General features: G+C 34.2%; 19 protein-coding genes. 14 read left to right on the top strand and 5 right to left on the bottom strand.

The features are described 5' to 3' along the window. Window positions 1-29: 29 nt before the first annotated feature. Window positions 30-1346: a T9SS type A sorting domain-containing protein gene (locus RB618_RS07830; protein WP_308068244.1), complete on the bottom strand. Its 1317-nt coding sequence runs from the start codon at window positions 1344-1346 to the stop codon at window positions 30-32. A gap of 250 nt (window positions 1347-1596) precedes the next feature. On the opposite strand from RB618_RS07830, the gene RB618_RS07825 reads away from it, so the two are divergent. Next, window positions 1597-2598 (top strand): DUF2157 domain-containing protein, encoded by a 1002-nt coding sequence (locus RB618_RS07825; RefSeq protein WP_308068243.1) that lies wholly within the window; start codon window positions 1597-1599, stop codon window positions 2596-2598. Continuing rightward, a complete protein-coding gene (locus tag RB618_RS07820; protein ID WP_308068242.1) occupies window positions 2595-3758 on the top strand; it encodes a hypothetical protein in 1164 nt (387 codons plus the stop codon). Before RB618_RS07825 ends, RB618_RS07820 begins: the two co-directional genes overlap by 4 nt. A 199-nt stretch (window positions 3759-3957) precedes the next feature. Here the strand turns inward: RB618_RS07820 and ytxJ are convergent, their stop codons facing one another. Next, on the bottom strand, window positions 3958-4347 hold the full coding sequence (ytxJ, locus tag RB618_RS07815; RefSeq protein ID WP_308068241.1) for a bacillithiol system redox-active protein YtxJ: 390 nt from the start codon (window positions 4345-4347) through the stop codon (window positions 3958-3960). 206 nt (window positions 4348-4553) lie between these two features. On the opposite strand from ytxJ, the gene clpB reads away from it, so the two are divergent. From clpB to RB618_RS07785, 6 genes are all read left to right on the top strand, one after another. Continuing rightward, entirely contained in the window at window positions 4554-7151 is a 2598-nt protein-coding gene (gene clpB, locus RB618_RS07810; RefSeq protein ID WP_308068240.1) for an ATP-dependent chaperone ClpB, read from the top strand. A 148-nt stretch (window positions 7152-7299) separates the two neighbouring features. Beyond that, complete coding sequence (locus tag RB618_RS07805) at window positions 7300-7791, top strand: T9SS type A sorting domain-containing protein (RefSeq protein ID WP_308068239.1); 492 nt, start codon at window positions 7300-7302, stop codon at window positions 7789-7791. Window positions 7792-7814: 23 nt separating this feature from the next. Next, the gene (locus RB618_RS07800; protein ID WP_308068238.1) at window positions 7815-8855 is read left to right on the top strand and encodes a hypothetical protein; all 1041 of its coding nucleotides are present in this window, start codon (window positions 7815-7817) and stop codon (window positions 8853-8855) included. A 390-nt stretch (window positions 8856-9245) separates the two neighbouring features. Beyond that, the gene (locus RB618_RS07795; protein WP_308068237.1) at window positions 9246-10130 is read left to right on the top strand and encodes a DUF808 domain-containing protein; all 885 of its coding nucleotides are present in this window, start codon (window positions 9246-9248) and stop codon (window positions 10128-10130) included. 342 nt (window positions 10131-10472) lie between these two features. Then, window positions 10473-10886: a hypothetical protein gene (locus tag RB618_RS07790; RefSeq protein ID WP_308068236.1), complete on the top strand. Its 414-nt coding sequence runs from the start codon at window positions 10473-10475 to the stop codon at window positions 10884-10886. 160 nt (window positions 10887-11046) lie between these two features. Continuing rightward, on the top strand, window positions 11047-11937 hold the full coding sequence (locus RB618_RS07785; protein WP_111376878.1) for a carbon-nitrogen hydrolase: 891 nt from the start codon (window positions 11047-11049) through the stop codon (window positions 11935-11937). Between the two features lie 346 nt (window positions 11938-12283). Here RB618_RS07785 and RB618_RS07780 read toward each other — a convergent pair whose 3' ends face one another. Further along, window positions 12284-13543 carry an OmpA family protein gene (locus RB618_RS07780; protein WP_308068235.1) on the bottom strand — a complete coding sequence of 420 codons (1260 nt, stop codon included), beginning with the start codon at window positions 13541-13543 and terminating at the stop codon, window positions 12284-12286. A gap of 202 nt (window positions 13544-13745) precedes the next feature. Beyond that, entirely contained in the window at window positions 13746-15263 is a 1518-nt protein-coding gene (locus tag RB618_RS07775; RefSeq protein ID WP_308068234.1) for a choice-of-anchor I family protein, read from the bottom strand. A gap of 184 nt (window positions 15264-15447) precedes the next feature. Between RB618_RS07775 and RB618_RS07770 the strand changes: the two genes are divergently transcribed. Both RB618_RS07770 and RB618_RS07765 read left to right on the top strand, forming a co-directional pair. After that, entirely contained in the window at window positions 15448-16488 is a 1041-nt protein-coding gene (locus tag RB618_RS07770) for an agmatine deiminase family protein (RefSeq protein ID WP_308068233.1), read from the top strand. A 213-nt stretch (window positions 16489-16701) separates the two neighbouring features. Further along, complete coding sequence (locus RB618_RS07765) at window positions 16702-17886, top strand: endonuclease/exonuclease/phosphatase family protein (protein ID WP_308068232.1); 1185 nt, start codon at window positions 16702-16704, stop codon at window positions 17884-17886. Between the two features lie 107 nt (window positions 17887-17993). Here RB618_RS07765 and fahA read toward each other — a convergent pair whose 3' ends face one another. Continuing rightward, window positions 17994-19280, bottom strand: a complete 1287-nt coding sequence (fahA, locus tag RB618_RS07760; protein WP_308068231.1) for a fumarylacetoacetase — start codon at window positions 19278-19280, stop codon at window positions 17994-17996. A gap of 109 nt (window positions 19281-19389) precedes the next feature. On the opposite strand from fahA, the gene glyA reads away from it, so the two are divergent. The 4 genes from glyA to RB618_RS07740 all read left to right on the top strand — a co-directional run bounded on the left by glyA (window position 19390) and on the right by RB618_RS07740 (window position 23191). Then, window positions 19390-20664, top strand: a complete 1275-nt coding sequence (gene glyA, locus RB618_RS07755; RefSeq protein WP_308068230.1) for a serine hydroxymethyltransferase — start codon at window positions 19390-19392, stop codon at window positions 20662-20664. A gap of 149 nt (window positions 20665-20813) precedes the next feature. After that, window positions 20814-21407, top strand: coding sequence for a tRNA-(ms[2]io[6]A)-hydroxylase (locus tag RB618_RS07750; RefSeq protein WP_308068229.1), 594 nt, complete (start codon window positions 20814-20816; stop codon window positions 21405-21407). Window positions 21408-21632: 225 nt separating this feature from the next. Beyond that, window positions 21633-22673 carry a GMP reductase gene (locus RB618_RS07745; RefSeq protein ID WP_308068228.1) on the top strand — a complete coding sequence of 347 codons (1041 nt, stop codon included), beginning with the start codon at window positions 21633-21635 and terminating at the stop codon, window positions 22671-22673. 20 nt (window positions 22674-22693) lie between these two features. Next, window positions 22694-23191 carry a GNAT family N-acetyltransferase gene (locus RB618_RS07740; RefSeq protein ID WP_308068227.1) on the top strand — a complete coding sequence of 166 codons (498 nt, stop codon included), beginning with the start codon at window positions 22694-22696 and terminating at the stop codon, window positions 23189-23191. Window positions 23192-23372: the final 181 nt, after the last annotated feature.

Below are 23372 nucleotides of genomic sequence, written 5' to 3'. Positions count from 1 at the left end.
AAATTAATCAATGACCTTTTTTATGAAATTTAGTTTTTTACTAATTTAAAAGTTTTGCTTCGGTTGTCTATTTGAACTTTACAGACATAAATTCCTTTTGCAAGATTTCCGACGTTTAATTCTAATTTTTCGTCAGGAGAAACACTTTTCGAATGTGAATATACTTTAGAACCATTAGAAGAAAATAAATCTACTTCTGCTATACCATTATCAGAACTTGAAAAATCAATGTTCAAAAGACGATTTATAACCGATGGATAGTATTTCAAATCCAGATTATTTGTATTGTCGTTAAGTCCCAAATTGTTGCAGCTTGTAGAAAGAACGCCTTGAGCAGTAACCTGAAGCGTTGCTCCAGCGCCACATGAAGCGTTCGAAATATATCCAGCAACATTAGCAATTGGCAAAACGCTATATGTATAAGAAGGTTTTGCTACTGTAGTTCCAGAATTTGCAGGCGCATTCAAACAATCTGTAAAAGCAACTCCAATTGTTCCGCCATCAGTACTTACGTAATTTTTAAAAGCAGTTCCGATTTTAGCAAAATCAGTCCCTTCTACATAACAAGTAGTATTGTTGCTTCCGCCGCCTAAACCAATCGCTAGTGAACCAGAAACAGATGTATTGTAATAGCAATTCAAAATATGAAGTTCGGCATTTCTAGCCCTTGGCATTCTTTCTTTGCAGCCTTCAGCCCAATAACAGTTTTTAAAAGTAATGCTGTAATGACCATCAGAAGGGGCGTCGGTTTTAGAAGAACCTACTAAATCAGAAAAACGATGATCGTCGGCTCCGCCAGAACCTCCAGCTTTTGGCGCTTTCAAATAAATGAATTTGCACCAAGAAACTGTTATGTTATCGGCAGCGCCTTTATTGTCGAAGTTTCCGTCCATTCCGTCTTGAAATTCGCAATGATCCACCCAGATATTAGTCGCTTCTGAGGTTAGATTATCACGTCCGTCAACATCGTATGCACCAGGTCCTTCAAAAATTAAGTTTCTTATGATAATATTATTAGAACCAGGTTTCAAACTTAGAATTCCTGAGCCCGCTGCAGTTTGATCAAGATTTACCAATCGTGAACCTGGAAGCCCAATTATGGTTTTGTCATTTACCTGCAAACTGGTATATGTGCAGTTTATAGTTCCTGAAACTAATATAACTTGCGGAGTGGTTAATTTTAATTTTGCAGTTAAATCGGCCAAAGTTGTAACTGTTACTGGAGTTGCACTTCCTCCGCCAGTTGCAGAAGCGGCAAATCCTTCAGGTGCGCTCATGAAATAATTTTGAGCAAATAGAAAGGAGCAAGGCAGAAGCAATGCTAGTAAAATAAGTTTTGTTTTCATTTAAGTGTGGTTTATTTGGTTTAATGTAATCGATTGCACAAATGTAAAAGATTCAGATTAATTTCAAATTAATTTATTAAATATTTATGTTTTAAAGTTTTGATTTATAGAATTGTAAATGTTGTTTTTACACTTTTAATTTTAAGGTAATCTTCAAAAACATTGTTATAAAAAAAGGAAAGGTTTTATAGTAAAAGCAGAAAATTCATGCTAAATACATATATTTGATGTGCCAGTTTAAAACAAATCAATGGAAAAATTCAAAGAACAGTCTGCTCTACATCTTTTTGAGCGAGGCTTAATTACTGAAAATCAGTTTGAAGAAGTAAAAACGTATCGGAATCTAAACATCTTTTCATTAAACGCAGAATTAAAACTGTTCCTCTATTTAGCAGTATTACTGTTTACTTCAGGAATCGGAATTTTGATTTATAAAAATATTGATACCATAGGCCATATTGCAATCCTGTCTCTGCTTCTAATTGTAATTGCGGTTTGCTTTTTTTATTGTTTCAAGCATTCTAAAGGTTTTCAGAAAACAGAAACCACTTTTGAACATCCTGTTTTAGAATATCTGGTTTTGGCGGGAAATATTTTGACCTGTATTTTCATCGGATATCTTCAATTTCAATACAAACCTTTTGGGGAGCATTACGGATTAGCAACTTTAGTGCCAACTGTAGTAAGTTTCTTTTGTGCTTATTACTTTGATAACAGGAGCGTTTTAACTATTGCGATTACCGGTTTGGCGGCTTATGTTGGGCTTTCGGTTACGCCACAAGACATATTCAATGACAGTAATAATTTGTATGCGAGCCAAAGTTTAAGCTATTCTGCAGTTATGCTAGGAGTTTTATTGGTTTTATGGACAATCTACAGTCAGCGAATTTCGCTCAAAACCCATTTTAGCTTAGTTTTTCTCACTTTTGCGCTGCATATTGTAAGTATTGCTGCCATCAGTAATCTAACAGGTTATGATACCTTAATTTGGGTAATTTTTGCTCTAATTTTAGCTGGTTCAACATACTATTTTTATAAGGTAAGCTATCAATATAAAGCCATGTCGTTATATGTATTTATGATTGTTTATGCTTACATCGGCGGGAACATTGTTTTGTTTAGAGTTTTTGAAAATGTTGACTTCTCAGATATTTGGGAATTATTAGTATTCCTATTGCCAGCGTATTTTGTCGGCTCGATTATAATGTTCATTAAACTGATTAAAAACTTCCACAAAGAAATAGCAGAATGATAGTATACAACAAACAATTATTGGACAACGAAGTTTTAGCTGATGAAGCGGATGCTTTGTATAAAGGAGGTTTCATTAGTAAAGAGCAGAAGAAATTTATAGAAAAAGAACTGCCAGTTTTAAAAAGCCAGAATAATATTCTAGTTAGAGTGGGTTTCTTTTTGCTGGGTTGCCTATTATATGGTTCAATTTGTGGTGCAATTTCTTTGTTTGGGCTAAGTGCCGAGAATACATTTTTTAAAATCTGCTGTTATATTTTTGCTGCAGTTGGGTTTGCTGGAGTAGAATTGCTTGCCAATCAGGAGTATCATAATCACGGTTTAGATGATGCTTTTATATTGAATGCGCTTTTGTGTTTAGGAGCTGCAATAGGTATAACAACAGAAGGTTACGAAATGGTAATTGCTTTTTTTGTAGCGGTTGGTGCGCTTTTTATGTTTCTTAGATATCTGCATGTGCTGTCAATGCTTGTATTCTGTATTTCGGCAACTGCATTTTTATTTTACGGAATGTTTGAATTTGGAGATATCGGAAAAGCTATTTTGCCATTTGTAGCAATGATTTTCGCGGGAGTTTTTTATTTTTTGACAAAAAAAATGATGAATCGTTTAAGCGAAGGTTATTATTACAATGGACTATTATTGGCAAATAGTTTTTGCTTAGTTTTATTTTATCTTTCTTGTAATTATTTGGTTGTAAGAGAGCTTTCTGTAGAACTTTTAGGAACAGAAGTTAAACCTGGAACAGATATTCCGTTTGCGTATTTCTTTTACGCGTTTACTTTTGTCGTTCCAGTGCTTTATTTGGTTCAGGCTTTAAAAGCAAAAGATAGAATAATGCTTTGGCTGAGTTTTTTGGCGATTGCATTTTCAATTTATACCATTCGATTTTATCATTCCGTTTTGCCAATTGAGGTTGCGCTTACACTTGGAGGTGTAGTTTTATTTGCAATTGCTTATTTTTCAATTAAAAAATTAAAAGAAAAAGAAAGCGGTATGACCTTTAAACCAGATAGAATTAACCATTCAGATAATTTATTAAATGCAGAAGCTTTAGTTGTGGCTTCAACTTTCGGAATGAAACCAGAAGTTAAAACAGATTCTCCAATGGAGTTTGGAGGAGGAGGCTTTAGCGGTGGAGGCTCTGACGGAAGTTTTTAAGTTTAATTATGAGTTGTGAATTATAAATTATGAGTTATGAATTATGAGTTGAGCGCTAATTTGAATTAAAATTGGACTTGGCGTAGAAATATGAAAGCCTGAAATTATTTGTATAATTTCAGGCTTTATAATTTTTAAATTTTGTTGTAGTGATTAAGTTGAGTAATTAACTCATAACTCATAATTCATAACTGATAACTTAGATCTTGCTTTTTAGTGTTTCAGCATCAATATCGCTGTGTGAAACATCATAAACTGCTTTTCCGTTTTTGATTAAAATCAATTGAGGAGATTCGTGATATACTCCAAATCGACTTGCAATTTCGTTTGAAATATCTCTATTTGCGATCAAATCTAAAAAGTATGGATCAACTGCTTCTTCGAGATCAAATTCTCTTTCAAATTGTTTTAAAGCCATTCGGCTGATACTGCATCTTGTGCTGTGTTTAAAAATGACAACTGGTTTTTCATTAGAAATAGCTTCGATTTCCATTAATTGAAGCATATCTGTTAATTCTGTCCAGTTTACTTTGCTTTTTGCTGCTTCTGAGTTCTCTGAACTTCCGAAGATTGAATTGAAAAAACTCATATTTGACTTAGTTTATGACTTTTTGACGTGTTAAAATAAGAAAAACTCAATTTTTTACGTCATTTTGTCTGTTTTTTTACTATGGAATATAATTTGAATATTTGAATGCAAAGTTAAATTATTTGAGTTAAAAAAGTACCTCAATAAATCGTAACTTTAATCTTATAAATTGTCAAACAAATAAAATCAATCAAAATCGTAAAAATATGAATATAAATAAGTTTACTATTAAATCGCAGGAAGCCATTCAGTTGTCGCAGCAATTAGCGCAGCGAAATGGCCAGCAGCAAATTGAAAATGAACACATTTTCAAAGCAATTTTTGAAGTTGATGAAAACGTGGCGCCATTTATTCTAAAAAAATTAAATGTAAATGTGCCGTTGTTTTTGCAAATTTTAGACAGTACAATTCAGAGTTTTCCAAAAGTTTCTGGAGGAGATGTTATGCTTTCCAGAGATGCTAATAAAGCTTTGAATGAAGCTGAAATCATTGCACAAAAAATGAACGACGAATACGTTTCGATCGAGCATTTAATTTTAGCCATTTTTGACTCAAAAAGTAAAGTTTCTCAGATTTTAAAAGATCAGGGCGTTACAGGAAAAGGTTTGAAAGCGGCTATTGAAGAATTAAGAAAAGGTGAAAGAGTAACTTCGGCTTCGGCAGAAGAAACGTATAATTCGCTAAATAAATTCGCTAAAAACTTAAACGAATTAGCACGTACAGGAAAACTAGATCCAGTTATCGGACGTGATGAAGAAATTCGTCGTGTATTGCAGATTCTGACTCGTAGAACTAAAAATAATCCAATGCTTATTGGGGAACCTGGAGTTGGTAAAACAGCAATTGCAGAAGGTTTAGCGCACAGAATTGTGGACGGAGACGTTCCAGAAAACTTAAAAGATAAAATCGTTTTCTCTCTAGATATGGGAGCTTTGATTGCAGGAGCGAAGTACAAAGGAGAGTTTGAAGAACGTTTAAAATCGGTTGTAAAAGAAGTTACAGCTGCAGATGGAGATATCGTTTTGTTTATCGATGAAATTCATACGCTTGTAGGAGCGGGTGGAGGCGAAGGCGCAATGGACGCGGCTAACATCTTGAAACCAGCTTTGGCTCGTGGTGAGTTAAGAGCAATTGGTGCTACGACTTTAGATGAATATCAAAAATATTTTGAGAAAGATAAAGCGCTTGAAAGACGTTTTCAAAAAGTATTAATTGACGAACCAGATACAGAAAGCGCGATTTCGATTCTTCGTGGAATTAAAGAGAAATACGAAACGCACCATAAAGTTCAGATTAAAGACGAAGCGATTATCGCGGCTGTTGAGCTTTCGCAAAGATATATCACAAATCGTTTTTTGCCAGATAAAGCGATTGACTTAATGGATGAGGCGGCTTCTAAACTGCGTATGGAAATCAATTCAAAACCAGAAGAATTAGACGTTTTGGATCGTAAAATTATGCAGTTGGAAATCGAAATTGAAGCCATTAAACGTGAAAAAGAAGAAAGCAAACTGAAAATTTTGGGTATGGAATTGGCCAACCTGAAAGAAGAACGAAACGAAATCTATGCAAAATGGAAACAGGAAAAAGATATCGTTGACGGAATTCAGGCTGTAAAACACGAAATCGAAGACTTTAAATACGAGGCAGAACGTGCAGAACGTGATGGAGATTACGGAAAAGTAGCCGAAATTCGTTATGGAAAAATAAAAGAAGCACAGGAACGTCAGGAAACTTTACAAAAACAATTGTTAGAATTCCAATCTGGAAATTCTTTAATTAAAGAAGAAGTTACTAGAGAAGATATCGCAGAAGTTGTAGCAAAATGGACAGGAATTCCAGTAACCAAAATGCTTCAGACAGAAAGAGAAAAACTATTGCATCTTGAAGATGAATTACACAAACGTGTAGTAGGTCAGGAAGAAGCGATAGAAGCGGTGAGTGATGCTGTTCGTAGAAGCCGTGCAGGTTTACAGGATATGAAAAAACCTGTTGGGTCATTCTTATTCTTAGGTACAACCGGAGTTGGTAAAACAGAGCTGGCAAAAGCCTTAGCAGAATATCTATTTGATGATGAAAATGCTATGACTCGTATCGATATGAGCGAATACCAAGAACGTCACAGTGTGAGCCGTTTAGTTGGTGCTCCTCCAGGATATGTAGGTTATGATGAAGGAGGTCAGTTGACAGAAGCTGTTCGTAGAAAACCATATTCTGTTGTATTGTTAGATGAGATTGAAAAAGCGCATCCAGATACTTTCAATATTTTATTGCAGGTTCTAGATGAAGGTCGTTTAACAGACAACAAAGGTCGTTTGGCCGATTTTAGAAATACGATTATTATTATGACCTCAAATATGGGTAGTAATATTATTCAGGAGAAATTTGAGAATCTTAAAGGCGGAGTGGAAGCGGCAACAGAAGCGGCTAAAAATGAAGTTTTAGGATTATTAAAACAAACTGTTCGTCCTGAGTTTATCAACCGTATCGATGAGATTGTAATGTTTACACCGCTTACGGTAGAGAACATCTCGAGAATCGTAAACTTACAGTTGAAGAGTGTTACCAAAATGCTGGCTCTGCAAGGCATTACGATGGATGCAACTCCAGAAGCTATTGGTTACTTGGCCGACAAAGGCTATGATCCGCATTTTGGTGCAAGACCAGTAAAACGTGTGGTTCAGAGAGAAGTTTTAAATCAATTGTCAAAAGAAATTTTGGCAGGAAATATTACAACAGACAGCATCATTTTACTTGATGCTTTCGATGGCAAACTGGTTTTTAGAAACCAGACAGTTAAATAATTATTTTTTTTAGTTAATCTTGAAAAAGCATCAGTGTTAAAAGCTGGTGCTTTTTTTGTTAATATTAAAAGTAAAGTTTGCTCTTTTTTACCCGTTGTATAATGTAAGAAATAGCATATATTTGATTTGAAACTATTAACTTAAATATATGAAAAGAAACCAAAGAGCATTTTTAGTTTTATTTTTTACTAGCATTTCATTTGTGACCAAATTATACTCGCAGGAAAGTATTGTCGTTACTGGCGGAAAAGGCACAGGTACTGGCGGAACTGCAAGTTATTCAATAGGACAAATTGCTGATGTACGATTACAAGGAAGTGGTGGCTCGGCACAAGAGGGAATTCAGCAGCCTTATGAAATAGCAACGCTAAATAATGAAGAATTTGATGAAATTAGTTTAGTAATGGCAGCTTTTCCAAACCCTGTTGTTGACGAGCTGAATCTTATCGTTGCAAACAACAAATTTGAATCGCTATCCTATAATTTATTTGATATCAATGGGAAAATAATAGCAAAAGCTTTAAGTATTACTTCATCAGAAACAAAAGTCTCTATGCAAGGACTAACGCAGGGAGTTTATTTTCTTGCAGTAAATAACAATTCGAAAGCAATAAAAACTTTTAAAATTATTAAAAAATAAAATCTAAAACCGTAGAAAGATATATGAAAAAAATTACTCTGGTATTACTATTATTAAGTTCTTTTACAATCTTATTTGCGCAAGCGCCACAAAAAATGAATTATCAATCTGTGATCCGTAAAACAGATGGTACTTTGCTCGCAAATACTTTAGTAGGTATAAAAACGAGTATTTTGTTAGGTTCTGCAACAGGAACAGCATCTTATGTAGAAACTCAAACCACAACAACAAATGCAAACGGATTAGCAACGATAGAAATAGGAGGAGGAACACCAGTTACAGGAACTTTCTCTGGAATAGATTGGGGAGCTGGATCTCATTTTGTTAAAACAGAAATTGACCCAGCAGGAGGAACCAATTATACAATTAGTGGCACGAGTCAGCTTTTAAGTGTTCCTTATGCTTTATATGCTGGAAGTAGCGTGAATAAAGGAAAAACAAGTATCATGTTATCTGGTGATGTAACAGATGAAGAAGCAGTAACTCAAATTGCTAGAGATTTAGGACCTCAGACAGAAAATATTTATGTAATAGGTACAACAAATTTAACCACATTAGATTTAAGTGCTGTAAAGAATCTAGTAAATTTAAATATTAGTGATAATTTAAAATTGGTAACAATTAATTTTAATAATCTAAGTGAAGTTTATAATGATTTATACATTGAAAATAATGAAAAATTAAGTGCTGTCTTGTTTCCTGTTCTTAAAACGGTATATGGGTTTGATAATTATATTTCAAGCAATGCATCGTTAACATCAATATCATTTCCTGTATTAACCAAAAGCAAACGAGTTTATTTTAATAATAATTCAATTCTTACTTCGATTGATCTGCCCTTGCTAAGTTCTGTTTATAATTATCAGACAAGTCTTGTATTTACTAAAAATGCATTACCTAGCTCTCAAATTAATTTAATTCTGAGTAGAATATTAAGTATTTCTCCTGCTGGAGGTAAATATATAGATATGAATGGTCAAAATCCGCCAGCTCCACCGACCGGACAGGGTCTTATAGATAAGGCAACATTACTAAATAAAGGGAACGCTGTTACAACAGACTAATTTTATAAAAAACAAAAGCACTTCAATTTTATTTGAGGTGTTTTTTTTTATCCGTGAATTCTGAAACTTTTTGCGTTTTTCTTATAACAACAAATTTTAAAGAAATAATCAATTTTAAAGTTTTAAAAATCAGCAAATTATTAATCAAAAAAAATCAAAATCATGAACAATATTTTCAGAGGATTATTAGCAGGATATGGCGCTAAGAAGTTAGGTGGAGGCTGTTTCGGAACTATTATAGTTTTTATTATTCTGTGGGTTCTTTTAGGACAATGCAGTTAGATTTCATCTACAGAAAAACACGAATAAAAAGAAAAATTTTGACGCTCTAATATTGGGCAGATTAAGTCAAAATGTCTAGATTCGCATCACTAAAAATAAATTTTAAAAATGGCTTCAGGTTTTTTTGTTCTATTAGATGATATCGCAGCAATTATGGATGATGTTGCAGTAATGAGTAAAGTTGCTGCAAAGAAAACTGCTGGAATTCTTGGTGACGACTTAGCTGTAAATGCAGAAAAAGCTTCTGGGTTTGCATCTTCACGAGAATTGCCTGTTTTATGGGCAATTAGTAAAGGTTCTTTACTCAATAAAATTATTATTCTACCAATTGCATTTTTGCTAAGTGCTTTTTTACCAATTGCAATCATAATAATTTTAGTGCTTGGGGGATTATTTTTAGCTTATGAAGGAGCTGAAAAAATTTATGAATTTGTTTTTCCTCATAAACACGATGAGTCAGAAGGGATAACAGACGAGGCTCTTACCGAGGAGCAGATTCTAGAACTTGAAAAAGGAAAAATAAAATCAGCGATCGTAACCGACTTTATATTATCTGTAGAAATCGTAATTATTGCGTTAGGAACAGTTATAGAGGAACCGTTAACACAACAAATTGTTGTAACATCTATAATTGCATTGGTTGCAACAATAGGAGTTTACGGAATTGTAGCCCTGATTGTCAGAATGGATGAAGCGGGTTATAAACTTATAAAATTTAGCAAAAGCGAAAAAAGTCCGTCAAGATTTATTGGAAATTTATTGGTTAAAGCTCTTCCATTGGTTATAAAGGGCTTGACAGTTGTGGGGACAATTGCACTTCTTTTAGTAGCAGGTGGAATATTTGTACATTATATTCCATTTTTTCACCATTTGTCAGAAGAAATTAAAATTCCTTCTATCATCAAAGAATTTACAGTTGGATTAGGTTTAGGTTTAGTAGTTTTACTGTTTGTGAATCTTTTCAAAAAGATTTTTAAAAAGAAAACGGCTTAGATATAACTTCAAGAAATATATTTTAAAAACATCAGTTTAGCACTGGTGTTTTTTTGTTTTAGAAGCATATCAACTCATTTTCAAAAGCACGTTTAGTCCCGCTCTCCGTTAAATCTTTTCATCCGCAAAAAAGCGGATAAAAAGGATATCACTTTGATCGGGGCTATTGAGATTTTTTTATTTTCATAAGAAATAACGGTAATTTTTAAATATTTTTTTATAAAATAAGCTATTGATTTATAGTTGTTTAATGGTTGATCAAGATTTTTTAACGTTTTTTATAAGCAACCTTTGCAACCAAGGCACGTCTTCATAGTAATTAACAATTAATTATTATTTTATATGAAAAGTTTTAGATTAAAAACAGCTTTAGTAGTATTATTTTTATCAATTGGATTTGTTTCATGCAGTAACGACGATGATAATGATAAAACACCAGTTCCAAATACAAAGGCCGCTTTGGTAACCGAAATTAAAGGACCAGCAACAGGAAAAGTAAATGATGAATTGAGCTACGATGTGACTTACACAGTTGATAATGCTTGTGCAGAATTTGATAAAATCTCAGAAGTAACAATTGGTTCTGTAAAAGGCTTGCAAGTAATTGCAAAATATCCATCAGAAGTTTGCACGCAGCAAGTGCCTGAACCAAAAAAGACAGTTTACAAATTTAAGTCTGCTACAAAAGGAACTTTCGAAATTAAATTCAAGAAATCAGAAACTGAATTTCTTACTCAAAAAGTAGTGATTGAATAACAACAAACTTAGTTGAATTTTTTTAGGTTGATAAAGCCATTTTACAGAGATTTTAAATCAATGTAAAATGGTTTTTTGTTTTTTGTATTAAGTTAGACGGAATTCTAAACTTTGGCATTCCTTTAAAATTTACTATTTTTGCACTCTTAAATTTTATGTCATGGCGAAAAGAAAGTATAAAATATCGGTTATTCAGTTAAATCTGAATGATGTTGCCGAAAACAATCTTAAAAAATGTATCAGCTGGGTAAGAGATGCTGCAAGTCAAGGTGCTGAGGTAATCTTACTTCCTGAATTATATAGCAGTCATTATTTCTGCCAAAGTGAAGATGTAGAGAATTTTGCATTAGCAGAGCCACTTTACAGTACCTCATTTATTGCATTCAGCGAATTGGCAAAAGAATTAGGAGTAGTAATTATTGTTCCTTTCTTCGAAAAAAGAATGGCTGGAATCTATCATAACAGTGCTTATATTATTGACACTGATGGAACTGAAGCAGGTTTATACCGTAAAATGCATATTCCAGACGATCCTCATTTCTATGAAAAATTCTACTTCACTCCAGGTGATTTAGGTTTCCAAGCGATAGAAACTAAAAAAGGAACTGTTGGAACGTTAATCTGCTGGGATCAATGGTATCCAGAAGCGGCTCGTATTACAGCGCTTAAAGGAGCAGAGGTTTTATTTTATCCAACAGCAATTGGATGGCATCCTAAAGAAAAAGAACAATACGGAGAAAATCAGTATGGCGCTTGGATGAACGTGATGAAAGGACATGCCGTTGCAAATGGTGTTTTCGTAGCAGCAGCTAACCGAATTGGTCTTGAAAAATACCTTGAAGGAACAGAAGGAATTCAATTCTGGGGAGCTTCTTTCATTGCTGGACCGCAAGGAGAAATTTTAGCTCAAGCATCTCATGATAAAGAAGAGATCTTAATTGCTGAGGTTGATTTAGATTTACAAGAAAATGTTCGCCAAAACTGGCCGTTTTTCAGAGACAGAAGAATTGATGCTTTTGGTGATATTACAAAAAGAGCGATTGATAAATAATTTGATTAAAATTATATTAGAAAGAGCTATCTGAAAAGATAGCTCTTTTTTTTTTTTTTTTATAAGCTTCGGAGAAGCGAAATATCAATAGAAAAGAACAGATGTATACAAAATAAAGCTCCGGAGGAGCGACATGTTCAGTCGGAAAAATATGTCGCTCCTCCGGAGCTTCTTTTATTTGTCTTATAGAAAATTCTATAAATATTTCGCTTCTCCGAAGCTTTATTCAAATTGTAAACTAATTTGAAATCATTTCATTTAAAAATTTGTCAATAATTCTATTTTATAACCAAAAAGAGCTGTCCATTGAACAGCTCTTTTTCTCATTTTTAGCTTTATATATAGATTACTTCACTTGGAAAGTAACTCGTCTCACGATCTGACGTGCCTCTTTAGAACTTTTATTAACAGAAGTATCTTCTCCGTTAGCAATTACATTCAATCTTGATGCATCAATTCCTGCATTTACGGCTACTTTTTTAACAGCCTCAGCTCTTTTTCTAGACAATTCAGTGTTGTAGTTAGAATTTCCAATTTCATCAGCATATCCAATAATGTCAGCCGATTTTCCAGGATTGTTTTTCATATATTTCACTAAGAAATCTACGCCTGATAAAGATGCATTTGTTGGTTTAGACGAATTGAAGTCGAAGTAAACATTTACATAACCACCATTGATTAATTCTTCAACTGTATTGTTTGTAGCAGTTCCAGCGCCTTTCTTCTCGTAAGTTTTATCTAGGTAGCTTTCTAACTCATCTGGAACACCATTTTGATTAGTATCAATAGATTGTCCTTTTGTATTAACAGCAACTCCTGCGATAGAATTTGGTTCTAAATCGTATAAATCAGCAACTCCATCTTTGTCTGAATCTATAAGACCAGTTTCGATTAAGTCCACTCTTTTTTCCAATTCGCCAATTCTATCTTCTTCGCCAACCCAGTCAGCATGTTTTTGGTTTTTACCCAAGTAAAACGTTAAACCTACAGAAGCATTTAATAAAACGCCATCAAATGAACCTGTGGAAGTATTGCCCATTCCGTCAAAATTCCAGTTTTGTCTCCCGTTTACAATTCCGGTAAGGTCACCTGTCAAAGCTACTCTGTCACTTAATCTAATTTGTCCAGTTAAACCAGCAATTCCGTGAGCCATATAATCCTGACCTCCAAATCCAGTTTCTGTGCTAATTTGAGAAACCCCGAAACCACCATGAGCTAAAAGACCAATTGTGTTTGTCCAAGTTTCAAAATTTAAAGCGCGTCCCACATTGATAACCCCTTGTAAACTTGCTCTCACGTAGCGGCTTTCAAAATCTGGAGTATCTTTTTTCTCTTTAAATTGATCGTAACCAACATCAAGCTTTACCCCAAACTTTGGACTAAACATATATCTAACACCTAAATCTCCGTGAAAAAAGTTTAATGATTCGGTAGTATAACCTGGAGTCATTGTTCTGGTTGGTTTGTTAACCCCGCCATTAAGTTCGATCGACCATTTGTTGAATTCTTGATCTACGTTAGGTTTTGTAGAAGTGGTAGCCATATTTTGAGCGCCTGCAGCAAATGATAGTAATAAAAGTGATACTGATACTAATTTCTTTTTCATGATATCAAAAATTAAATTGTTTTTATTTTAAACTCATGAACAAAATTAGAGGTCGAATTTTAGAATGTGTTGTATATGCTCTTACATAATTCCCATATTTTAGCTTTTAATTATGTAAATACGTTAAAATAAGTGTAATAGGAAGCATAAAAAAAGGACAAAATTCACATTTTGTCCTTTTGGCTATCCTAAAAAAGAGTTATTATTTTAAATCGGGCTGATAAATTTTAACAGATCCATCTCCTTCGCTGCTTACGACCAATAAGCTTCTTTTTGTTGGACTTTTTGAAGCCGGAATAAAAAGAATGCCTTCTGGTGCATCACCTGTTTTTACAGTTTGTAAATATTGTGGCGAAGTTGGATTTGTAGCATCATAAACCATAAAAGCATCAGATCTTTCTAAGCCAACAAATAAAATGTTTTGATTGCCCATTTTAGCTGCAACTACAGCTTCTGGCTCAGAACCTTTATCGTCACTTCTCTTATCGTCATATGTGCCTAATTCGTTTGTTTTCTTGTCAACATCATTTTTGCTGTCAAAAACGATTTTCCCAGTAGTTCCATTCCATATAGAAAAAGATCTTCCTCCAAAACTTACCATTTGGTCTAAATCTCCATCTCCATCAGTATCTCCCATGTCAGCAACAAGATTTAATCTTCCTAAATTTGCGTCTAATTTTAAAGTAGCAGCATCTGGGAAAGCTGTTGCATCAAGCGTCATGCTTTTCATGCGTTTCACATCAGTGTAAGCTGTGTATTCTCTTGCATCACCTTCATTTGCAGTAACAAAATAAGGAGTATTGTTAACTGTAAAATGGCTGATCGCATCTGGCATATAAAGCCCTTTTACCTTCCAAGGGTTAAAAGCAATTTTGCTGTCACTATCGCTTACATCAATTGCGTTTTCAGCTGTGTTGTAATCTTTTAATCCTAATGGATAAATGGAAGTAATAGTTTTAGAAGTTAAGTCAACTTTTGCAACACCATTATTTTCTTGCAATGTTACCCAAGCAGTTTTAGAATCATCAGAAATAGTAATGTATTCTGGCTCGATATCTTGCGCAAAACTTTTAGCAAATTTTGAAACCCTAAAACCATCTTTTTTCAATGTTTCTGCCTGACCTGCAAATGATGCGAAATCTAAAGTTGTCACATTATAAGTGCTAGTTTCAATAATAGAAATAGTCCCGTTTGGATCCTGTGAATAATCTGTATTTGGCTCGCCTTCATTAGCAGTCATGATATATTTTCCGTCTGGAGAAAAAGTAATCATATCTGGTAAAGCACCAACAGCCACTTGCTTGATTAAGCTATAGTCTGAAGTATTAAAAACAACTACTTTTCCATTTCCTTGTTTGTTTACAGTAGATTCTAAAGCAACCGCCAGTTTTCCGTCAAAAACAGAAACACTATTTGCAGCACCTTCGTAAGCAACTAAATCAATTTTTCCGATTTTAAGTGGTTTTGTCGGATCTGTAATATCAATAATGTCGATTTGGTTTACACCGCTGTTGTTTACAGTAAAAAGACGTTTTGTTTTTTCGCAGTAAGCAGAAATTTCAGCAGCAGCTTCTCCGCCAATTGTAACAGAACCTATTTCTTTAAAAGTTCCAGGATTTTCATTGACAACAACTTCTGGTTCGCTGTTTGAATTTTCATCATTGTTACAGCTTGCCAATATAAAAAGAGCAGCCAATAATGATAGAGATAAATTTTTCATGTGTTAGTTTTTAGTTTTGGCAAAAGTAATTCTGAGCTCTGTGTTAAATATTAAGTCTGTATTATTTAATCTTTAACTTAAATTTTGCAGGATAATTTTTGTGAAATTATTGACGAATTTCAATCAAATGTTTTATAATCCTAACGAATGCTTATCTTTGCACTTTCTAAATTAGAACCTATTTATGTCAACAAATAATAGAAGATTTCCAGCAGAATGGGAAAAGCAACAAGGAATCGTATTGTGCTTTCCGCATAATGGTAACGATTGGCCGGGAAAATATGAAGCCGTTCAATGGGCTTTTGTAGAATTTATAAAAAAAGTGGCGACTTTTGAAACTGTTTTTTTAGTGGTTGCTGATGAAAAGCTAAAAGAAAAAGTAGCTGATATGCTTGAAAGAGCGCGCGTAAACCTTAAAAATGTTTCTTATATTATTCATAAAACCAATAGAAGCTGGATGCGCGATTCTGGACCAATTATTGTGAAAAATGGTTCGAAAAGAGAAGCGTTGAATTTCAATTTCAACGGTTGGGCAAAATATAAAAATTATCAATTAGATAAATTTGTTCCAGGCAAGGTTGCTGATTTTATTGATGTTCCGTTAACGCAGGTAATGTACAAAGGAAAACCAGTAATTGTTGAAGGTGGAGCAATTGACGTAAACGGAAAGGGAACTTTACTGACTTCTGAAGAGTGTCTAATGCATCCAACAATTCAGTTGAGAAATCCTGGTTTTACTAAAGAAGATTACGAAGCAGTTTTTAAAGAATATCTTGGCGTTACCAATGTAATTTGGTTAGGCGACGGAATTGAAGGAGATGATACTCACGGACATATCGACGATTTATGCCGATTTGTAAACGAAGATACGATTGTTACAATTGTAGAAACGGATAAAAACGATTCAAACTACAAACCTTTGCAGGATAATTTGAAGCGTTTGCAAAATGCGAAATTAGAAAACGGAAAATCTCCAGTAATTGTAGCTTTGCCAATGCCAAAACGCGTTGATTTTGAAGATTTAAGATTGCCAGCAAGTTATGCTAATTTCTTGATTTTGAATAATTGTGTTTTAGTGCCAACATTTAACGATAGTAACGATAGAGTAGCATTGAATATTTTAGCAGAATGTTTCCCTGATAGAGAAGTTATCGGTATAAGTTGTATTGATTTCATTTGGGGGTTCGGAACTTTGCATTGCTTAAGTCAGCAGATTCCTGCATAAAAATAGTAGCCACAGATTATAAAATAATCGCTTTGATTTTTTTAATCTGTGATAAAATTATCAGATATACAGAGACTTTCTTGTGTCATATAAGCTGTCACCAAAAGTGGCAGCTTTTTTTGTTGTATATTTAACAGACGGATTTGTCATGTGTCCCAACATCCTTCTTATATTCGTATGTTCAACAATGCAGAAATGCAGATTTAATTTTATATGAAGAAAATATTTTTTGTCCTTTCCGTGCTTTCTTCCGGAGTTTTATTTTCACAATCTGAGTCGAAGAAAAAAACGGAACTTACATTTGCTACCTACAATGTGAGTATGGAATCTGATAATTATTCTCCAAAAGGCGCAATGGGAAAATCGGAGCAAATATTGATTTATCAGCTTAATTCAGGGCATAATACTCAAATCAGGAATATTGCCCAGATTATTCAGACCGTTAGACCAGACGTTATTTTGCTAAACGAATTTGATTATATTAAAGACCCTGAACTTGGTGTAAAGGCGTTTATTAAAAATTATTTAAATGTGAGCCAAGGCGGAGCTGCAGTAATCGATTATCCTTATTACTATTATTCAACAGTGAATACTGGCCAGCCAAGTCCTTATGATTTGAACAATGATGGAAAGTTGGATAATTTTGGAAATGATGCATGGGCATTTGGTATGTATCCTGGGCAATATGGGATGATGCTTTTGTCTAAATATCCTATTGATGTTAATGCGGTTCGCACTTTTCAACATTTTAAATGGAAAGATATGCCTGGAGCATTGATTACTAAAAAAGCAGATGGATCAGATTGGTATAGCAAGAAAGCATGGAAGGAATTTCCATTATCTTCAAAATCTCATTGGGATGTTCCTGTGCAGATTGGCAATGAAACCGTTCATATTTTAGCCAGTCATCCAACTCCTCCTACTTTTGATGGTACTGAAGATCGCAATGGAAAAAGAAATCATGATGAAATCCGATTTTGGAGAGATTATATTTCAGACAATGCGGCTTCGTATATTTATGATGATAAAGGGGTAAAAGGTGGTTTGTCTTCAAATTCTCGATTTGTCATATTGGGCGATCAAAACGCTTCACCAGTTGAGAAGGATGCTATTAGAGAAGGGATAAAGTCTTTAGTAGAGAATCCGAAAATTAATAGCGACTTTACGCCCGCCAGTAAAGGTGGTGCTGAATTTAGTCCTAAAAATCCTTTTGGAGTTAATCATACAGCCTTTTGGAGAATGCGCGCTGACTATGTATTGCCGTCCAGACTCGGATTTAAGGTTGTTAACAGCGGTGTATTCTGGCCTGCCAAAGGCGAACCAATGTCAGAATTAGTTGAAAAACGCGAATCCAGTTCAGATCATCGTTTGGTTTGGGTAAAGGTAATTTTAGAATAAATAGCTTTTTCTTTCAACTTTTTCAAGATAAATATAAAGCATAAAAAAAACCTTGGTTTATCGCCAAGGTTTTTTTATTTCTATATCTCTTCAGATTGCTCTGCTCTTCATTGTTTAATGAAAGGAGGTAGCAATTGGCTAGAAACTTCTCCAAAACCAATTCTTACTTCTGTATTTTCACAGAATCCACGAATAATTACGGTGTCATTATCTTCAATAAATTTACGTTCGCTTCCATCTTTTAACTTCAACGGATTTTTTCCTCCCCAAGTTAATTCTAGCATAGAACCAAAACTATCAGGAGTTGGACCAGAAATTGTTCCAGAACCCATCATGTCACCAGAGTTTACACGGCATCCATTAGAAGTATGATGCGCTAGCTGCTGGCTCATTGACCAGTATAAGTATTTGAAATTAGATCTTGAAACTACAGTTTCTTCTTCTTGATTTTCAGGTTTTAATGAAACTTCCAAATGAATGTCAAAAGCTTTTTTTCCTTTAGTCTGCAAATATGGAAGTGGTGTTGGGTCTTGTTTAGGTCCTTTTGTTCTAAAAGGTTCCAAAGCATCCATAGTTACAATCCAAGGTGAAATTGAAGTAGCGAAGTTTTTAGCTAAAAATGGACCAAGAGGCACATATTCCCATTTCTGAATATCGCGCGCACTCCAATCATTTAGTAAAACCATTCCGAAAATATAATCTTCAGCTTCATAAGTTGAAATATTTTCGCCCATTACATTCACATCCGTAGTAATAAAAGCGGTTTCTAATTCAAAATCGACTAAACGAGAAGCACCAAAAACAGGCGTGTCATGACCAGCAGGTAACGTTTGCCCCATTGGTCGGTGTACTGGAATTCCAGAAGGAACAATTGTAGAACTTCTTCCATGGTATCCAACCGGAATATGAAGCCAGTTTGGCAATAATGCATTGTCTGGATCACGGAACATTTTACCTACATTGGTAGCATGTTCTCTGCTTGAATAAAAGTCCGTATAATCACCAATTAAAACTGGCAATTGCATTTCTACGTCTTCGATTTTAAATATAACAATATCGCGATGTTTTGTTGTATCTCTTAACTGCGGGTTGGTTTCGTCAAAAATCTCAGCGATGCGATTTCGAACCAGACGCCATGTTTTTTTTCCATCAGAAATAAAATCATTTAGCGTATCCTGCATAAACATATCATCGGTTAATTCTATTCCTTCAAAATAGTTTAATTGCTGCAAAGCCCCTAAATCTATGGCATAATCGCCAATTCTTGTTCCTACAGTAACGACATTTTCTTTGGTAAGAAATACACCGAAAGGAATATTCTGAATAGGGAAGTCGCTATTTTGTGGCACTTCTAACCATGATTTTCTATTGGTATCGTTGGCGGTTATTGGCATGTTTAATGTTAATTGTTTGTTGAAAAATTACATGTCAAATATATCATAATCTAGCTGTTTGACAAACGTTTTTTTGTATTTTTGCGTGAAATTAACGAAAAACAAAAAAATGCAACGCGACGAACAAATTTTTGATCTTATCCAAGAGGAGAAAGAAAGACAAATTCACGGACTAGAGCTTATTGCTTCTGAGAATTTTGTAAGTGATGAAGTAATGGCAGCAGCAGGGTCTGTTTTAACTAATAAATATGCTGAGGGTTATCCTGGCAAAAGATACTACGGCGGTTGTGAAGTAGTTGACGTTATTGAGCAGATTGCTATTGACAGAGCTAAAGAATTATTTGGCGCTGAATATGCAAACGTGCAGCCTCACTCAGGTTCTCAGGCAAATACATCTGTTTACCATGCTTGTTTAAATCCTGGTGATACTATTTTAGGTTTCGATTTATCTCACGGAGGTCACTTAACTCACGGTTCTCCAGTAAACTTCTCAGGACGTTTGTATCGTCCGGTATTCTACGGTGTAGATGCTGAAACGGGTCGTTTAGATTATGATAAAATTCAAGAAATTGCAACTAAAGAACAGCCAAAATTAATCATCGCTGGAGCTTCGGCTTATTCTCGTGATATGGATTTTGCTCGTTTCAGACAAATTGCGGACAGCGTAGGGGCGATTTTATTTGCTGATATTTCACACCCAGCAGGTCTTATTGCAAAAGGATTAATGAACGATCCAATTCCACATTGTCATATTGTTTCTACAACAACTCACAAAACATTAAGAGGACCACGTGGAGGTTTGATCTTAATGGGGAAAGATTTCCCAAATCCACAGGGGTTAACAACTCCAAAAGGAGAAATTAGAATGATGTCTTCATTATTAGACTTAGCTGTTTTCCCAGGAAATCAAGGTGGGCCTTTAATGCATATTATTGCTGCTAAAGCGGTTGCTTTTGGAGAAGCACTTAAAGATGAGTTCTTTACTTATGCAATGCAATTGCAAAAAAATGCAAACGCAATGGCTGATGCTTTTGTAAAAAGAGGTTACAACATCATCTCTGGCGGAACTGATAACCACATGATGCTTATTGACTTAAGAAATAAAAATATTTCTGGTAAAGAAGCTGAAAACGCATTAGTAAAAGCTGAAATTACAGTAAACAAAAACATGGTTCCTTTTGATGATAAATCTCCATTTATCACGTCTGGAATTCGTGTTGGAACAGCTGCAATCACAACTCGTGGTTTAGTTGAAAAAGATATGGAAACTATTGTTGCACTTATTGATAAAGTTTTATCTAACCATACAGATGAAGCTGTTATCGAAGAAGTTGCTGAACAAGTAAACGATATGATGAGCGAAAGACCAATTTTTGCTTATTAAAAATTAGTCGTAAAGTCTTAAAGTCGAAGGTCAAAAGTCTAAAAAAGGAATGTGAATTTCTATGTTTAGTTTTTTGATCTTCGATTTTTCTTTTAAAGTTTTCCAATGACTTTATGACTTTTGACTTTCAAACTTTAAGACTTAAAAAAATGGGCGTATTAAGATTACAATTGCCAACCGACCCAAGATGGGTAAATATTGTTGAGAAAAACATCGAAGAAATCTTAACAGATCACGCTTGGTGCGAGCAAAAAGCAGCAACAAACGCGATTACAATTATTACAAACAATCCAGAACATCAGGATTTGGTTCAAGATTTATTGGCTTTAGTAAAAGAAGAAGTAGATCATTTTGAGCAGGTTCACAATATCATTATCAAAAAAGGATTAAAATTAGGTCGCGAACGTAAAGATGATTACGTAAACGAACTATACCAATATATGAAAAGAAGCGGAGACGGAAGCCGTGTTTCTGGATTAGTAGAAAGACTTCTTTTCTCTGCAATGATCGAAGCTAGAAGCTGCGAACGTTTTAAAGTGCTTTCAGAAAATATTCAAGACGAAGAATTAGCTGTTTTCTACAGAGAATTAATGGAAAGCGAAGCTGGACATTACACAACTTTTATCACTTACGCTCGTAAATATGGAGTTGGAATTGATGTTGAAAAACGCTGGAGAGAATGGTTAGCTTTTGAAGAATCTATCATTACCAATTACGGAAAAGGAGAAACTATTCACGGGTAGTTTTTGTTTATTTTGTTTCAAGTTTAAAGTTTCAGGTTTTGTCAGGCTGAGCGAAGTCGAAGCCCGCGCAAAGTATATTAAATAGTTCAAAATTTACTTTGAGTAGCGCTTTCGCGAAAGCGAATTGATAGCTTAATTGTTCACAAGTTCAAGTTTTTGTTAATCTAATATCTGAAATCTAAAATCAGAAATTCTTACATTTGAGAGTAACCAAAATCTCGAACTATGAGAATAGAAATGGACCTGAAATTAGGATTTAAAGGCGTAATGTTTAGACCTAAAAGATCAACGCTCAAAAGCAGATCTGAAGTTTCCTTAGAACAAAATTTCAAATTTTTGCACAGTACTGCAAATTGGACAGGAGTCCCGATTATGGCTGCCAATATGGATACCGTAGGTACTTTTGAAACAGCAAAGGTTTTGGCAAAAGAAAAACTTTTTACAGCCATTCATAAACATTACACTTTAGAAGAATGGAATAATTTCTTAAAAAATGTAACTCCAGATTTTTACGATTATATTGCTGTAAGTACAGGAACTGGAAAAGAAGATTTTGAGAAAATAGAAAAAATAATTACTGCAAATCCGTCATTGAAATTTATCTGTATTGATGTTGCCAACGGATATTCAGAGCATTTTGTGCAGTTTTTAAAGAAAACTCGAAAACAATATCCAGACAAAATAATAATCGCTGGAAATGTAGTTACAGGTGAAATGACCGAAGAACTTTTGTTAGCAGGAGCTGATATCGTAAAAGTTGGAATTGGACCAGGTTCTGTTTGTACAACTCGAGTAAAAACTGGCGTTGGTTATCCGCAATTATCTGCCATTATAGAATGTGCGGACGCAGCTCACGGTTTAGGCGGACATATTATAAGCGATGGCGGTTGTACAACTCCAGGTGATGTAGCAAAAGCTTTTGGTGCAGGAGCCGATTTTGTAATGTTGGGAGGAATGCTCGCAGGACATACAGAAAGTGGAGGAGAATTAATCGAAGTAAAAGGAGAAAAATTCAAACAGTTTTACGGAATGAGTTCAAAAACCGCAATGGATAAACATTCAGGAGGTGTTGCAGAATATCGAGCAAGTGAAGGCAAAACAGTTCAAGTTCCGTTTAAAGGAGATGTGATTCACACCGTTTTGGATATATTAGGCGGAATTAGAAGCACTTGTACTTATGTAGGGGCTTCAAGATTAAAAGAATTGACTAAACGAACAACTTTCATCCGCGTAAGCGAACAGGAAAATCAAGTTTTCACTAAATAAAATATACTTCAAAATACATTATGATTAGCATTTCAGAAGCAGGATTAGGTGATATCACTACAATTCAGAAAATTACAAACATCACTTGGCCTATTACCTACGGTGAAATTTTATCTCAATCGCAATTAGATTATATGTTAGGTTTGTTTTATTCTGATGAGGCTTTGGCAAAGCAAATTGAGAATAAAGAGCAATTATTCTATCTTATTCTAGATTCTGAATCTACAATTGGCTTTATCGGAATTGAGCATCATTATAAAAATGAAGCTATAACCAAAATTCATAAAATCTACCTTTTGCCAGAAACTCAAGGAAAAGGTTATGGAAAAAAAGTGTTTGATTTTATAGAGAGACTGGCTTTAGAAAACAATTCTAAACAATTATCATTAAACGTAAACCGATTTAATACGGCATTAGATTTCTATAAAAAAATAGGCTTTGAAATTAAAGAAACCGTTGATGTAGAAATTGGAAATGGGTATTTAATGGAGGATTATGTAATGGGGAAAAATATTTAAAAGTAGTTTTTAGTTTTGAAATGTACATTTCTTCGTTAATTTTTCCACAATCTTGTCATTTCTGTAAAAGTCATTTATTTCGGTAACGGATTTATCATTTCGATTGGCTTTTTTCCATCAATTCCCTGATGGGGTCTTTCATGATTATAGTAATATAAATATTGTAATAATTCTTCTTTTA

It is taken from the genome of Flavobacterium sp. LHD-85, from assembly GCF_030929595.1.
Taxonomy (GTDB): Bacteria; Bacteroidota; Bacteroidia; order Flavobacteriales; family Flavobacteriaceae; genus Flavobacterium.
This window is presented reverse-complemented; position numbering and strand designations above follow the sequence as displayed.